The organism is Paracoccus sp. MKU1, from assembly GCF_001447385.1.
In the GTDB taxonomy this organism is placed as follows: Bacteria; Pseudomonadota; Alphaproteobacteria; order Rhodobacterales; family Rhodobacteraceae; genus Paracoccus.
This window is the reverse complement of the sequence record NZ_LLWQ01000004.1, coordinates 1-13148: the sequence shown is the minus strand read 5'-3', so window position 1 is coordinate 13148 and position 13148 is coordinate 1. Positions and strand designations below refer to the sequence as shown.

General features: G+C 59.7%; 11 protein-coding genes and 1 pseudogene. 11 read left to right on the top strand and 1 reads right to left on the bottom strand.

The window, feature by feature from the left end:
- From AQY21_RS27135 to AQY21_RS00320, 11 genes and pseudogenes are all read left to right on the top strand, one after another.
- A partial coding sequence (locus AQY21_RS27135) for an ATP-binding protein (protein WP_161905844.1) occupies positions 1 to 144 on the top strand: 144 nt, incomplete at its 5' end.
- A gap of 83 nt (positions 145 to 227) precedes the next feature.
- Positions 228 to 1883: a ThiF family adenylyltransferase gene (locus tag AQY21_RS00360; protein ID WP_058095933.1), complete on the top strand. Its 1656-nt coding sequence runs from the start codon at positions 228 to 230 to the stop codon at positions 1881 to 1883.
- Entirely contained in the window at positions 1861 to 2322 is a 462-nt protein-coding gene (locus tag AQY21_RS00355) for a Mov34/MPN/PAD-1 family protein (RefSeq protein ID WP_058095932.1), read from the top strand. Before AQY21_RS00360 ends, AQY21_RS00355 begins: the two co-directional genes overlap by 23 nt.
- A gap of 23 nt (positions 2323 to 2345) precedes the next feature.
- The gene (locus AQY21_RS00350) at positions 2346 to 3737 is read left to right on the top strand and encodes an SAVED domain-containing protein (protein WP_227493456.1); all 1392 of its coding nucleotides are present in this window, start codon (positions 2346 to 2348) and stop codon (positions 3735 to 3737) included.
- Positions 3738 to 3899: 162 nt separating this feature from the next.
- Positions 3900 to 4157: pseudogene (locus AQY21_RS00345) on the top strand (TrbI/VirB10 family protein); the annotation flags it as partial.
- Positions 4154 to 4456: a DUF2274 domain-containing protein gene (locus tag AQY21_RS00340; protein ID WP_369807738.1), complete on the top strand. Its 303-nt coding sequence runs from the start codon at positions 4154 to 4156 to the stop codon at positions 4454 to 4456. The pseudogene AQY21_RS00345 and the gene AQY21_RS00340, both read left to right, overlap by 4 nt.
- 125 nt (positions 4457 to 4581) lie before the next feature.
- On the top strand, positions 4582 to 5562 hold the full coding sequence (locus tag AQY21_RS00335) for an AAA family ATPase (RefSeq protein ID WP_058095929.1): 981 nt from the start codon (positions 4582 to 4584) through the stop codon (positions 5560 to 5562).
- Positions 5555 to 8053: a S8 family peptidase gene (locus AQY21_RS00330; RefSeq protein WP_058095928.1), complete on the top strand. Its 2499-nt coding sequence runs from the start codon at positions 5555 to 5557 to the stop codon at positions 8051 to 8053. Before AQY21_RS00335 ends, AQY21_RS00330 begins: the two co-directional genes overlap by 8 nt.
- 353 nt (positions 8054 to 8406) lie before the next feature.
- Positions 8407 to 9129 (top strand): hypothetical protein, encoded by a 723-nt coding sequence (locus tag AQY21_RS00325; RefSeq protein WP_058095927.1) that lies wholly within the window; start codon positions 8407 to 8409, stop codon positions 9127 to 9129.
- A 92-nt stretch (positions 9130 to 9221) separates the two neighbouring features.
- Positions 9222 to 10358: a hypothetical protein gene (locus AQY21_RS28265; protein WP_152988027.1), complete on the top strand. Its 1137-nt coding sequence runs from the start codon at positions 9222 to 9224 to the stop codon at positions 10356 to 10358.
- 34 nt (positions 10359 to 10392) lie between these two features.
- On the top strand, positions 10393 to 12684 hold the full coding sequence (locus AQY21_RS00320) for an AAA family ATPase (RefSeq protein WP_058095926.1): 2292 nt from the start codon (positions 10393 to 10395) through the stop codon (positions 12682 to 12684).
- 167 nt (positions 12685 to 12851) lie between these two features.
- On the opposite strand, the gene AQY21_RS00315 is transcribed toward AQY21_RS00320, so the two are convergent.
- On the bottom strand, positions 12852 to 13148 hold a 297-nt coding region (locus AQY21_RS00315; protein WP_058095925.1), incomplete at its 5' end, for a hypothetical protein.

Genomic DNA, 13148 nt, shown 5'->3' with positions numbered 1-13148 from the left:
CCTTTCGACGAATGGACCGAAACTTTCGGCTCCGAACGCCTCACCGGCGCGCTTCTCGACCGGCTGACCCACCACGTCAACATCCTCGAGATGAATGGCGAAAGCTACCGCCTCGCCAACAGTCGCGCCAGAAAGGCCGGCTGATCCCCCCTCCTCGAAAACCGCAACGCGCGGCTGAGACCCCCGCTCGGGCTACGCCCTCGCAGCGGTCTCAGCCGCGCACAACGGTGGCCGACTTTTGCGCCGCCCAGTGGCAGGTTTTTACGCCGCCGTTGACACTGGCGTGCTGGCGCTTCCATAAAAATATGTTCTGCGCGGAGGGGCTTCTGATTGCGCACGGGCATCGGTACCCGATCCGGTTGATCTATCCTGATCAGTATCCCGAAGTCCCCGCCTGGGTCGAACCACAGGGTGAGGTTCGGTGGAGTTCACATCAATATGGCACCGGGACGCTCTGCCTGGAGCTTCGGCCTGACAACTGGGATGGCAGAGCAACCGGAGCGGATGTCCTTCGCAGCGCCTACAATCTGCTTGTCATCGAAAATCCTCTTGGCGGGGGTGAGGACCGGGCGCCCTCAGCCCATGATATTGGAGAACTCCAGGCCTACGACTGGGGCGCGTTTCCAGTTCTGATCAAAGCGGGCTGTCTGGCGCGGATTAAGAGTGGAATCGCCGCCGGTCTCAACGCCTTGCGCTGGTTGGCCCATGACGATGTATGGCCGATCATGATTCACGATGAAGAGGATCGACGGGCGATGCAACGCCCCCCGGACGCCAGTATCGAGAACTGGCGTTCAGCTTTGCCGGTCTATGTTTCCGGCAATCCACCGCCACCGCCGGGTGCGCTGGACCGGGCCGGACTCGTCCAGGCCGCTGGATTTGATCCGTTGACGGCCGCCATCGTCGAAGTGTCGGTCGCAGCTGTCGTCATGTTTCCTTCTGAGGGGCAGGTCGAGATATTTCATCTTACTACTGAGGGGGGAACTTTTCGGCGGCGCGTGTTCGTCCTCCCGGACGAAATTGGTGCGCGCTCTGCACGCGCCGAGGAGGCGATGGCGAAACGCGTGACGATCGTAGGAGCCGGTTCGGTGGGTTCCAAGATTGCGGAAACGCTTTTGCGCTCGGGTGTTCACCATCTCACCCTCGTTGACGGCGATGTGATGTTGCCTGGCAATCTGGAGCGCCATGCGCTCGACTGGCGCGACGTCGGGTTTCGCAAGGTTCACGGGTTGAAGCGGCATCTTCTCCACATCGTTCCTGGTGCGGACATCCAAGTTGTTGATGCCAATCTGAACTGGCAGCGGTCGTCCAGGACACATGCCTGGCAGGTGGAGGCTTTGGCGGCGGCGCATGTTATCGTCGATGCGACCGGCGATCCGGCGACAGCCCTGTCCCTCGCTGCCGTTGCCGAGGCGAATGGTCGGGTTTTCGTTTCGGTAGAAGTGTTCGAAGGCGGTATCGGAGCGCTGATAGCAACCTGTGTGTCGCCGCGTGATCCTCCCTTCGTTGAAGGTCGTGCGACCTTCCTCGCCTGGTGTGATACGCAAGGCATCAAGCCACCGGAGGCAGGGCCGCGCCGCTACGAGATGCTGACCACAGACGGGTCGCCTGTCATTGCTGATGATGCGGCCGTCACGATGACCGCCGGCCACGCTGCCCGCACGATTCTGGATATTGTCGATGGTCATCCGCCTCCCGCTGAAGCTGCCTGGCTGCTATTGGGCTATCAGAAGAACTGGTTGTTTGACGGGCATGGGCACACGATCCGCCTGAACGTCGGTGAGCGAGGGGAGAGGGCTCAGGCCGCAGATGTACCGGAGGCGATCGCGTTCGCGCTCGAATTGTTGAAGGAGGGGGCGGATGAAGATAGCGGTGGCGGCTGATCAGACCGAGAAGCTCGTCGCGGCCCTCGGCCGAGCGGGCATCAAGGAAACCGGAGGCCAATTGTTCGGTGAACAACTGGCGCCGTCGATCTTTCGGGTGACGGAGCTGACCGTGCAGTCTCGTCCCGGAACCTTCGCGCGCTTCGTCGTCGATTTGCTGCAAGCCGCCAAGGATGCCGCTCGTTTCTTCGAGCGGACGGAGCGCCATTATACGCGCTACAATTATATTGGGGAATGGCACAGTCATCCGAGCTTCGCTGTGCAACCCAGCGGCCCTGATGTCGCAGCCATGCGGGGCATCGTTCGCGATTCGCGGTTCGCGGGTTCCTTTGCTGTTTTGATGATCGTGCGGTTGGATGCTGCAATGCTGACCGCCGGCGCTTGGGTATTCGATCCGCAGGGTGCCGAGCATCCGGTGACATTGGAGGTAGAATCTTGAGCAGTAGTGAGAATGCGCCGGCCTTGACGGACGCCCGCGGCATGGGAGGGGTGATCGCTCAGGACGGCTTTGACTACCAGCTATGGGATGGTCTTGCGCGGATGCCGGCATGGCTTGCCAATCCCGCTTTCGAACAGATGATCTTTGAAGGGTTGGAAGACCTGGAAGCGCGGTTCTTTGCGCCCCATGCACAGAGAGAGAGGCTGCTCGAACGATTTCAGGCGAAAGCCGGCGTGCTGGCACCTGCCGATGTGCGCGCTGTGTTGCAGACATTTTCCGAGTTCGAGACAGCCTTTCCGAATGCCGCGCGCGTTCATACCCTTGTCACGCCGCGGTTGCCGCCGAAAGTCCGTTGGCTTGCCCGAGATCCTGATCGGGTGCGAAAGGCCCGACCTTTCTACGCCCCCTTTGCTGATGTGATGGCAGCAAGCGATGCCGAACTACGAAAACAGCTCACGGAAACCTATGGCGATCCTCTTGGGGCCTTCGTTGCCGGGTCGGTCGAAGTCTGCGAGCGCAATCTGCCGGATCGCGACGCAGCCGTCACGCTGTTCGGAATAGAACTCGATCGTGCCTATCCCTCCCTTGATGCATCATCTAGACGGGTCGGGGAAGCGTTCGAGGCGTTGAGCGCGCTGGCCCGGCGTTCCATCGGCGCACCGCTTGGACGCGCCATCCTGCGCCAGACGATCGAGGACGCTTTAGGACATCCACTTCCGCTGCCGCAGAGCTTCCCGCTGCACATCCGGTCAGATCGCAATGAAGCGAACGAGCGGAGCCTCGAGATAGACGCCAGTGCATTTTCCGGGCGGGACGGGACCTTCCCGCCGCAAATGGAGTGGGCTGAAGATTTTCTCGCGCCGCTGGATCGCACGGCTCAATGGCTGCGCAGCCAGACCGTATCCCGCATCGCCCTCAGCGGTTCCTACCGGTTGACGGCGGCCATGGCTCTGGGATGCTCGTTCCGCGCAGCGATCGGCTTCGAGTTGGATATCCCGACGCGGGACGGTGCCTGGGCGACCGATGACCGGCCTTCGCCTGAGATGCGGCAGCCTTGGCGGATTTCTGAGCCGACGGCTTTGCATGGTGATCAACTCATCGTTTCGGTAGGTATCCTGCGTGATCCTTCTGCTGACCTTGAGCGGACTGCTGGCATTCCTAGCCAGTTGGCATTGGCGCTCTACCTCGAAGAGCCCATTCCGTCGGCCAAGTGCGCGCAGGCTGCGGTCTCGACAATCAAGCGCATTGTGGATTCCACCGCTGCACGCCTTCGCCCGCGAGGGATTCAGCTCTATTTCGCCGGGCCGGCAGCGCTCGCTGTAGCGCTTGGTCATCGCTGGAATGCGATGGCACCGACGCAGTTGCATGAGTTCGTCATTTCCGAGCGTAGGTATGTCCCCACTGCTTTGATTTGATCGAGGGATGGGATACTTCTCATATATTATGGTTCTCCGGGCCGACGCCCCTCGCTCCGTGAACCGCTCGAACATTCCATCTCCGAACCTCGGCTGATTGCTGCTACTGTACGCGGCAGATTTGTAATCAACGGTTCGCTGAGCGGTATTTTCTTTTGTGTCGGCGTGCCGGAGGCAGGCTGGGATCTGATGAAGGCCGCCGGGCTGTCGACGCTGATGGCGGCCGGCACCGGACTCGCCGCTGGCGACGAGGAGAACCGGTTGATCCGCGCCATTCGCGACGGGGCGCAGGACACCAGCAACCAGGCCGGCCAGCAGATCGTCCAGCGCCAGCTGCAGATCGCCCCCACGCTGACCATCCGGTGGAGATTCCCGATCAGGATTCTCGTGGGGCGCGACTTGATCTTCGAGACTGCATGAGAAAGATGATGACGAAGCTGAAGCTGGGGCCGATCGCGGACGATACGCCGGAGAAGCGGTCCGTCGGACCGCCCTTCGGCCTGCACAGGGGGCTGGCCCTCTATGGAGAGTTACTGGGCCGCGCCGGCACGGGCGGACAAGGAGTTGCGGTCCCTCCGCAGAAGCTCGTCGTGCCGAAGCTGGCGCGGTGTCTGGCGTCGGATCGCGGCTTTGTCAGCGCGAAAGCGGGCAGGCCGGCTGTGAGGGATTGGATGTGCGGTGTCCAAGGAGAGGGCAGGGGAGGATCCTGCGTCAACTGAGCGGAACGTCTCTGCTTGCTAGCAGCGATTGAAAACTTCCCAAATCGATGTGACTAGATTACGATTCCACGAAAACGATGATCGGTTAGGGCAACGCGGTGTCAAATGCGAAGCAGATACTGGCGATGCTGAGAAGCCAGGCGGAGGGCGATGAGGAGCAGTTTTTCTCCATTGCGCTTCAGGTTGCCGCCGGAGAAGCACGTCAGGGCCATCGGGCGACCGCCGAAGAGATCCGCTCGGCGGTGGATGCTGCGCGTGCACAGCGTGGTACCCGATCTTCGGTTCCGATTTCCTTCTCGCGCCCGCGCGGCGATCTCGACAGCCTGCTTGACCTGCGGGAACCAAGCATCCGTCTCGCGGATGTCATACTCAGCAGCGATATCAAAGGGCATCTTGACACCGTAGTGCTTCAGCAGCGGCGCCGGGACTGGCTCCGCGAACACGGCAAGACACCCAGTCGCCGGCTGCTCTTCGCTGGGCCTCCGGGTTCGGGCAAGACCGTGACGGCGGAGGCATTGGCCGGCGAGTTGCGGTTGCCGCTCTTTGTCATTCGCCTTGAAAGCCTGATCACGCGCTTCATGGGGGAAACGGCTGCCAAGCTGCGGCTTGTCTTCGATGAGGCTCATCGGCGCAGGGGTGTCTATCTGTTCGATGAGTTCGATGCCGTCGGCAGCAACCGTCTGGCGACGAACGATGTAGCCGAGATGCGCCGTGTCCTGAACAGCTTCCTTCAATTCATGGAGGAGCCATCTGCGACCGACAGCGTTCTCGTTGCCGCTACCAATCACCCTTCCCTTCTGGATCGTGCTCTGCTCCGCCGCTTCGATGAGGTGTTGCGGTTCGAAATGCCCACTGCCGAGGAGGTGCGCGCAATCATCAAGGCGCACCTGGCGCCGATGAAGTACCCCAAACTCTCCTGGAAGGCCATCGAGGCCGCATCGGACGGGTTGAGCCAGGCGGAAATCGTTCATGCTGCCGAAGAAGCGGTGAAGGAAGCCATCTTGGCCGAAAGAGGGCAGGTTTCGACGGCCGATTTGACGCGCCAGCTCAACAAGAGGCAAAGCATGAAAACGGTGTTCGCCGAGGAAAAAGAACGCCTTGGCTGAATACGAACACCGTCATATTGATCTCAGCGGCCTGGGAGTTGTCCGCGACTATAAGTCTCCTGGCAGCAATGCGCGCCAGAGATCACTTCAGCGCATCCGTGAAGAGCACGGCCGCCGGGTGGTCGGAGAACTTGATGCCGCTTTTCAGTCTGCGGATCGGGGGAGAGAAGCGCTCGATCTGCCTGACGGAACGTCGCCCCCCGATGGAATCTATCTTGAGGTTGAGCTTGCGCTGGGGGTGGGGCCGACGACTCTCGAACGCAAGCGCGAAGGAACACGGCAGGGGGCTGTAACCGTCACCGCGAACGGTATCCGCCGTATCGCGCTCTTCGTGCCCGACGATACACGCGATGTCTTCGACGCGGTCTTTCGTGACTATGCGTTCGCCGAGGTGCAAGGGGACAAGATCCCCAAGAAATCCCGCGTCGAGCCGGTCGAGCATATCCGTACCGCCCGCCTCCAGACCTTCTGGCGTGACGACCCGGCAGCACTGCCAGACGATCCGCAGGCAGAAATGTGGTGGGCGCTCTGGTGCTTCACAGATCGGGTTGAGCGGGTTGACGAACTGGCTCAACGCCTGGGGCTGACCGTCGGAGGCGACGACACGCGGCTCCGCTTTCCGGAGGTGATCGTTCTCCCTGTCCATGGTCGCCGCGCCGCGATCGAACTGCTGCTGTTTTCTACCGGAGGCATTGCCGAGATCCGGCGGGCGACCGACACGCCCGCGGTGTTCACCGATGAACTTTCTGGAATGGCGAATGATTTCGTCGAAGATCTCGCCGAGCGCATCACCTGGCCGGGCAGGGACGTGCCGGCCATTTGCCTGCTCGATACCGGAGTCAATCGAGGACACGCCCTGATTGAGCCGGCTCTCGATCGCGGCGACCTCTTCGCTGTGGTTGCCGCCTGGGGCGTCGACGATCACAGCGACATCGGCCATGGCTCCGGAATGGCTGGTCTTGCTTTGCACGGCGATCTTACAGCGCCCCTGGGGGATGCGTCACGGCCTGTCCTGTCACACCGGCTGGAATCCGTGAAAATTCTCCCGCCGGACGGTTTCGAGCCGAATGATCCATTTTCCTACGGTGCGATCACGACCTCGGCGACTTCATTGCCGGAAATCTCGGAACCTGAACGTCCACGGGTCTTCTGTGCGGCGCTTACGAACGAGAATCGTTCGGGAGCGGAGCCGACGGGCTGGAGTGCGGCTCTCGACCAGATTTCTTCCGGCGCTGCTGCCATAGAGGAAGGGCCCGACCACATCCGCCGACTGTTTGTGCAGGCGCTCGGAAATATCGGAGACAATTCCAGAGCGGATGAAATCTCCGATGCCGATGCCTTCCCGGGCGAGGATCCGGCGCAGGCTTGGAACGTGCTTACTGTTGGTGGCACCACACTGAAATCCGTCATTGCCGAACGCAGCTACCAGGACTGGTCTGCCTGGTCGTCTCCGGGGGACCGCAGTCCTTACAGTCGGACAACTACGCTCTGGCGGCCGAGCCAATCCCCTATAAAGCCGGAGGTCGTGTTCGAAGCTGGAAACCGCGCGCTCAGCAGGTCCGGGGCCGAGGCCCTGTCCGGCCTGCCGTCTCTTTCCCTGCTGACGACGTCCAAAGCCGCAGGCCGTGAGCCAGTTGCACCTTTCTGGGCTACCAGCGCGGCGACCGCCCAGGCGGGAAGGATGGCCGCGAGAGTAATGGCTGAGCGTCCTGACTTTTGGCCAGAAACGGTTAGGGCACTGATGGTGCATAGCGCGCGATGGACGCCGCACATGCTCGCGGAATTTGCAGGTGCTGCTGGCAAGACCGAGAGAAAGGCCCTTGCGAGGAAGTACGGGTATGGAGCGCCAGATCTGCGTCGCGCGATAGCGTCGGCACGCGATGACCTTGCCCTGGTCGCCCAGCGGCACATCCAGCCCTTCCGGATGGACGGGGGCAACGTGCGGTTTGGCGATGCCCATGTCTATCGTCTGCCTTGGCCGCGGGAAGTCCTTGAAGGTCTCGGTGACGAATGTGTCAGGCTGAAGGTGACATTGTCGTATTTCGTTGAGCCGAATCCCAGCTTCGCAAGCGCGATCGATCCCGCACGATACCAGTCTTTCGGTCTTCGCTTCGACTTGAAGCGAGCGAGGGAGACGGAAAGGAATTTCCTGCGCCGGGTCAACAAGGATGACCGTGCTGAGGGGGATCCAAGGCCAGTGAATGAAGACAATGACGGCTGGTTCTTTGGGCCGAAATCGGTGTCTGCCGGCTCAATCCATTTGGACATCTGGGAGGGCAGCGCTGTCGAGCTTGCGGCGCGGGACCTCCTCTATGTGTATCCGATTTCAGGCTGGTGGCGCGAGCGCAAAGCCCTCGGACGAGCCGAGAGCAAGACGCGCTACGCACTGGTTGTTGGCATTGAGACGCCGGATGTTGATGTTGACCTGATCACGCCTATAGCCGCTGAGGTCGAAAACCTGATAGCTGCGGGCATATCCATCGGAACATAGAAAGCACGCTCGGCGGTGCCATTGGAAGCTGTCTGAGGGTGGATCGTTGTCTGGCCAGGTGGAGCCGCGCAGCTTCAGGGACTTGAAACTCCTGTTTCCTGATAGAGTAGAGTGGGTTAGACTAAGCGGCGAGCTTGGGAATTTCCTGCTCGACCAATCGCAAGTATCGTTGGTTGCGTGCCCCCGCAACCAAAATATCCAGTAAAATCAAAGACTTCAAGGCCGAGCATAACGCTCGGCTTTTGCCATTCCAAATTCTTGTCAACACCTGGTCAACGTTCGACCAGTCTCCCATCGACGGGGCGGCTTTCCGCGCTCTCGCCTTGTGAAACTTGCTGTGGCAGCATCGCGCCATGATCAAGTTCCGCGCTCTTCCAGATGACCATCCCGACCTGAAGCATTCGCCGCTCTTACGCGCGGCGCTGCTGACGCTTCGCTACGCGCAGGAGCACGGTGCCATCGGCCTGACCAAGACAATGGCCTTCAAGCGCGTCTTCGTGCACTGGGCGGTCGAGCATTTTGACTGGCCAGGAAAGAGCGCGGAAGAAATGTTCCGCCATAGCAAGGTCATCAATGAATACGAATTCCCGCCGCTCGAGGTGCTGCACCAGCTTCTGATCACCCTGCGCCTCGGCCGGCACTTCAAGGGCGAATTCCGCCTGACCAAGCGCGGCGCCGAATACGCGGGCGCGCCAGCTCGGCTGTTTGCCGAACTCATCCCGTTGTTCGTTCTCCAGATCGACCATTCCTCCTACGCCCGCTTCGAAGATCGCCCCTTCGGGAAGTGGGATGTGTGGATGAACGTCATCAACGTCGAGGCTGACCATGGCACCACCGAGCGGGCGTTGTTTGCGGCATTCTATGGCGAGAACCATGATTGGGACAATGCGGGGTGGCGCGAGATGGCCGCGTTCTCTTCCTGCGTCCTTAGACCGCTTGAATGGGCGGGATTGCTTGCCGAGACCCGTGAAGTACGCGATGGCAAGCATGTGCACAACGTCTTCAAAACAACGCTCTGGCGCAGCGCACTGAAGCTGGACACCGATGACATGCTGCGCCCCGTCTCAATTCAGTAGGTCGACGTGATCGGTCCAAAGCCGCCTCTTAGAAAACGTCCCTTCGCTGCCGTACAGCTTCCCCAAAGCGGCCATCCACTGTATCGTGCAGCATGGCTCTACAGGTCAAGGTCAGCCACGCGGCCGTTGCTGCTTTTCAAATGGGTCGTACTAGTGACCGCTTTCTTAAACGAGAGAAAATCTATATTCAGGGTCCGGTGTATGTAACGCCGAGCCTTGGAAGGGAGCTTACCGAGTTGGGTTTGTATTCTGAAATCCTGAAACGTATTCAAGACGTGAATGAATATGGCGGTGGCGCTTCAATATTCCAGATCCGCCAGGCTGTGCTTGATGCAGTCGACGCCGGTGCTGACAACGGGGATCAAACATTAGTGGGGCTTAGGGACGAGCTACGGGAACGTGCCAATGCATGGAGCGATGTTGAGGATCATGAAGCTCGTAGCAGTTTCTTTGACACCTATTGTGAGGCAACTTTCTACCTTTCGAGCAGCAATCGCATTGAAATTGAGGGGATACCCCGCGGCTCATCGAGCACACCAGACTTCAAGACATTAGGAGAGCATGTAGTTTACTTTGAGGTCAAAACGCTCGACATAGCTGATCCAAACGCCGCATACGCTCGGCAAATGGCAGCGGGTCTCGATGGAAATATCGAAGCCTCGGATGTAGCGCGTAGCCGAAGCGTAGGCTTCAGCACACAAGTTATTCGTCCTCATGGAGACGCACAAACATGGCCAGAGGTGATAGAGCAGACGATGCGCAAATTGTCCAGCCACATCAAGAAGCCTCAGTACGCCAATGGTCCAACGTTTCTTGTAGCCAATCTCGCGCGTTTGTCGGTGTGCGTCGATGCTGAACAATTATCTCCGACGTACATGGTTCAGGCAGAAGATGTATTCGATGGGAGCCCGTTCGAAGGGACGGGCCAACTTTGGGCGATTGCGAACCATGAGCTGGATGAAGCGTTCCATTGGGTCGGGCTTGACGGCCGAAGGGAGTCAAAGCCGATCAAGCGAGCTGGCCTGCTTCGCGACTTTCCTTTCATCCAAGGGATCATCTTCACAAACGAGCCTTGGAGCGATTTTGACCGCTTCGCTGATTGGAGAGATTCATATCGGTTCCTTGGAGTCTGGAACGAAGATTGTGCAACACCTTGCGACGAACCGACTAGAGAGGCGGCGAAGGAGTTTCTGAATACGCTGTGTGGCCGAGTAGTCTCCACTCGGTGAAAGATCTTCGCTGCAGGCAGGAGCGGAATGAAAGATGATCGAACGTATTCAACTTCTGAGAAACATTGGCCAGTTTGACAATGTTAGCCCCCCGCCGCAGACGGCCCTGACCCCGTTCTCCTTGGTCTATGGGGAAAACGGTCGAGGTAAGACGACTCTCGCCGCTATTCTGCGCTCTCTTGCTACGAACAAACCCGGTTTACTGACTGACCGGCACAGGCTTGGCGCGCAGCATCCGCCCCATGTGGTTATCAGTCATACAGGCGGGCAATGCGTCTTTCAGAACGGCGCTTGGACACAGCCGCGGCCGCAAGTTGCCGTCTTCGATGACGCCTTTGTCTCTGCAAACGTGTGTTCCGGCATCGAGCTACAGACGTCACATCGCCAGAACCTGCACGAGTTGATTCTGGGGGCGCAGGGCGTAGCGCTGAACGACGCGCTTCAGGGCCATGTCACACGCATCGAAGAGCACAATACCAGGCTCCGTGAGTTGGCCGACGCGATACCTGCGAATGCGCGAGGCCCGTACAAGGTCGATATCTACTGTAGTCTTGAGCAAGACCAGGCCATCGACGCGAAGATTCAGGACGCAGAGCGCCGACTTGCTGCCGCCCGCTCCGCCGACGCGATACGCCAGCGACCGGGTTTTCAGGAATTCGGACTGCCGGACTTTGATCTTGATGCGATAGACTCAGTTTTGGATCGCAGCTTGGCCGAGCTTGAAGCCGCTGCCGCCGGCCGAGTTCGCACGCACATTGCGAGGCTTGGGCGTGGCGGCGAGGCCTGGGTCTCAGACGGCATGACCCGCATCGAACCGGTCTCCGAGGGGCATGACGGCGAGATTTGTCCGTTCTGTGCTCAGGACCTCGGCGGCTCTGAGTTGATCGGTCACTACCGCGCCTATTTCAGCCAAGCCTATGAAGATCTTAAGCTTGCAATCAGGCAGACCGGCGTTGCGATACGAGATATGCATGCCGGAGACATTCCGTCTGCCTTCGAGCGCGACATTCGAACCGCTGTTCAGGCGCACGAATTCTGGAAGGACTTTGCCGAACTGCCGGAAATCGAGGTCGATACCGCCGCTATCGCACGTCAGTGGAACGCTGCTCGCGAGAGTGTGCTCGAACAGCTACGCGCCAAGGCCGCTGCGCCTCTGGATCGCATGGTACTATCACCTGAGGTTCGGCAGGCCGTGATGGACTATCGTGCGCGCATTGCCGAAGTCGCCGATCTGTCCGAGCGCCTAGGTGCCGTCAACGCGCGGCTTGATGTCGTGAAGGAACAGGCGCAAGCCGATGATCTCGCCGCCCTGACCGATGACCTTACGAAGTTGAAGGCGCAGAAGGCCCGATTCGATCCCGCCGTCGTGCCGCACTGCGATGCCTATACGGCAGAAAAGACCGCCAAAGCGGCAACGGAAACTCTCCGTACCCAAGCCCGCGCTGCACTCGACCAGTATCGGGAACAGATTTTTCCTGCCTATGAGACATCGATCAACGAATACCTGCGGCGCTTCGCAGCATCCTTTCGTTTGGGGGAAGTCCAGTCCGTCAACAACCGCTCCGGCTCATCCGCGTCTTACTGCGTCGTCATCAACCAGCAAAACGTCAACGTGACGTCAGACGTGGGCCCGTCTTTCCGAAACACCCTGAGCGCCGGTGACAGGAACACGCTAGCACTGGCTTTCTTCTTTGCATCGCTGGACCAGGACCCCGACCTCGCGAACAAGATTGTCGTCATTGACGATCCCATGACCAGTCTCGACGAACACCGTACCCTGCGGACGCGCGAAGAGATTATGGCGCTGCGCGCAAGAGTGCGGCAGGTCATCGTCCTTTCTCATTCGAAGCCGTTTCTATGCAACCTGTGGGAACAGTCTGACCGGAACGTTTCGACAGCGCTGCGCATCAACCGGGCCGCCGTCGGTTCGGAGATTACCGTTTGGGACGTTCGGAACGACAGTATTTCAGAACATGACAAGCGACATGAACTCGTCAGAGGCTATTTGCAGGCAGCCGATCCCGACAAGGAACGTCAGGTTGCGGCAGCGCTTCGGCCAATTCTGGAAGCCTTTATGCGCGTTGCGTATCCAGAGTATTTCCCGCCGGGAACGCTTCTCGGTCCCTTCCTCGAATGGTGCGACCAGCGCGTAGGCCGGAACAACGAGATACTGTCGGCGGGCGACATTGCGGAGCTGAGAGCCTTGCTCGGCTACGCCAACCTTTTCCATCACGACACCAACCCCGCTTGGCAAACCGCTGCGATCAATGATGCAGAACTGACTGATTTCGCGGAGCGAACGCTTCTTTTCGCCTCGCGGCGCTGAACTGCTGCACGTCAACTATCGAAGGTCATGTCAAAGTCCACTTCCCGCATCTGCGCCAAATGTGTTTGCATCTGCAGCGAGTGACCGCTCCGGCGCCCTTCGCGTCGGGAGCGGTCCACGGATGTAGGGATGGTCTCAGACGTTTGATGAACGTAACCGACCGATTGTTACCGCGGCGATTGGGTTTTGATGCGGGCGACGAGTTCCGCGTCATCGACAAAGTCGTCGAGGAACGCGTGCCAGGTTTCGGTGGTGATGCGCGCGTCCCTGAGCATGTCTTTCAGTTCATCGATACCGTCATCGGTCAGGGCGGTGACGGTGTCATCCGGGCCGGTATAGACGCTGATGATCGAGCCATAGGTCAGGTTGTCGTCGTTGTAGACGATGGCTTTGAGAAGCTCGGGGTCTTCGCCCAGCATCTTTGCGATGTAGTCGAGGGTGCAGACGTGGGTGACGGTTGCCAT

Coding starts and splice junctions, on each gene's coding strand:
- AQY21_RS00355 (WP_058095932.1), top strand. CDS start 1,861: ATGAAGATAGCGGTGGCGGCTGATCAGACCGAGAAGCTCGTCGCGGCC.
- AQY21_RS00340 (WP_369807738.1), top strand. CDS start 4,154: ATGAGAAAGATGATGACGAAGCTGAAGCTGGGGCCGATCGCGGACGAT.
- AQY21_RS00335 (WP_058095929.1), top strand. CDS start 4,582: ATGCTGAGAAGCCAGGCGGAGGGCGATGAGGAGCAGTTTTTCTCCATT.
- AQY21_RS00325 (WP_058095927.1), top strand. CDS start 8,407: ATGATCAAGTTCCGCGCTCTTCCAGATGACCATCCCGACCTGAAGCAT.
- AQY21_RS28265 (WP_152988027.1), top strand. CDS start 9,222: ATGGCTCTACAGGTCAAGGTCAGCCACGCGGCCGTTGCTGCTTTTCAA.
- AQY21_RS00320 (WP_058095926.1), top strand. CDS start 10,393: ATGATCGAACGTATTCAACTTCTGAGAAACATTGGCCAGTTTGACAAT.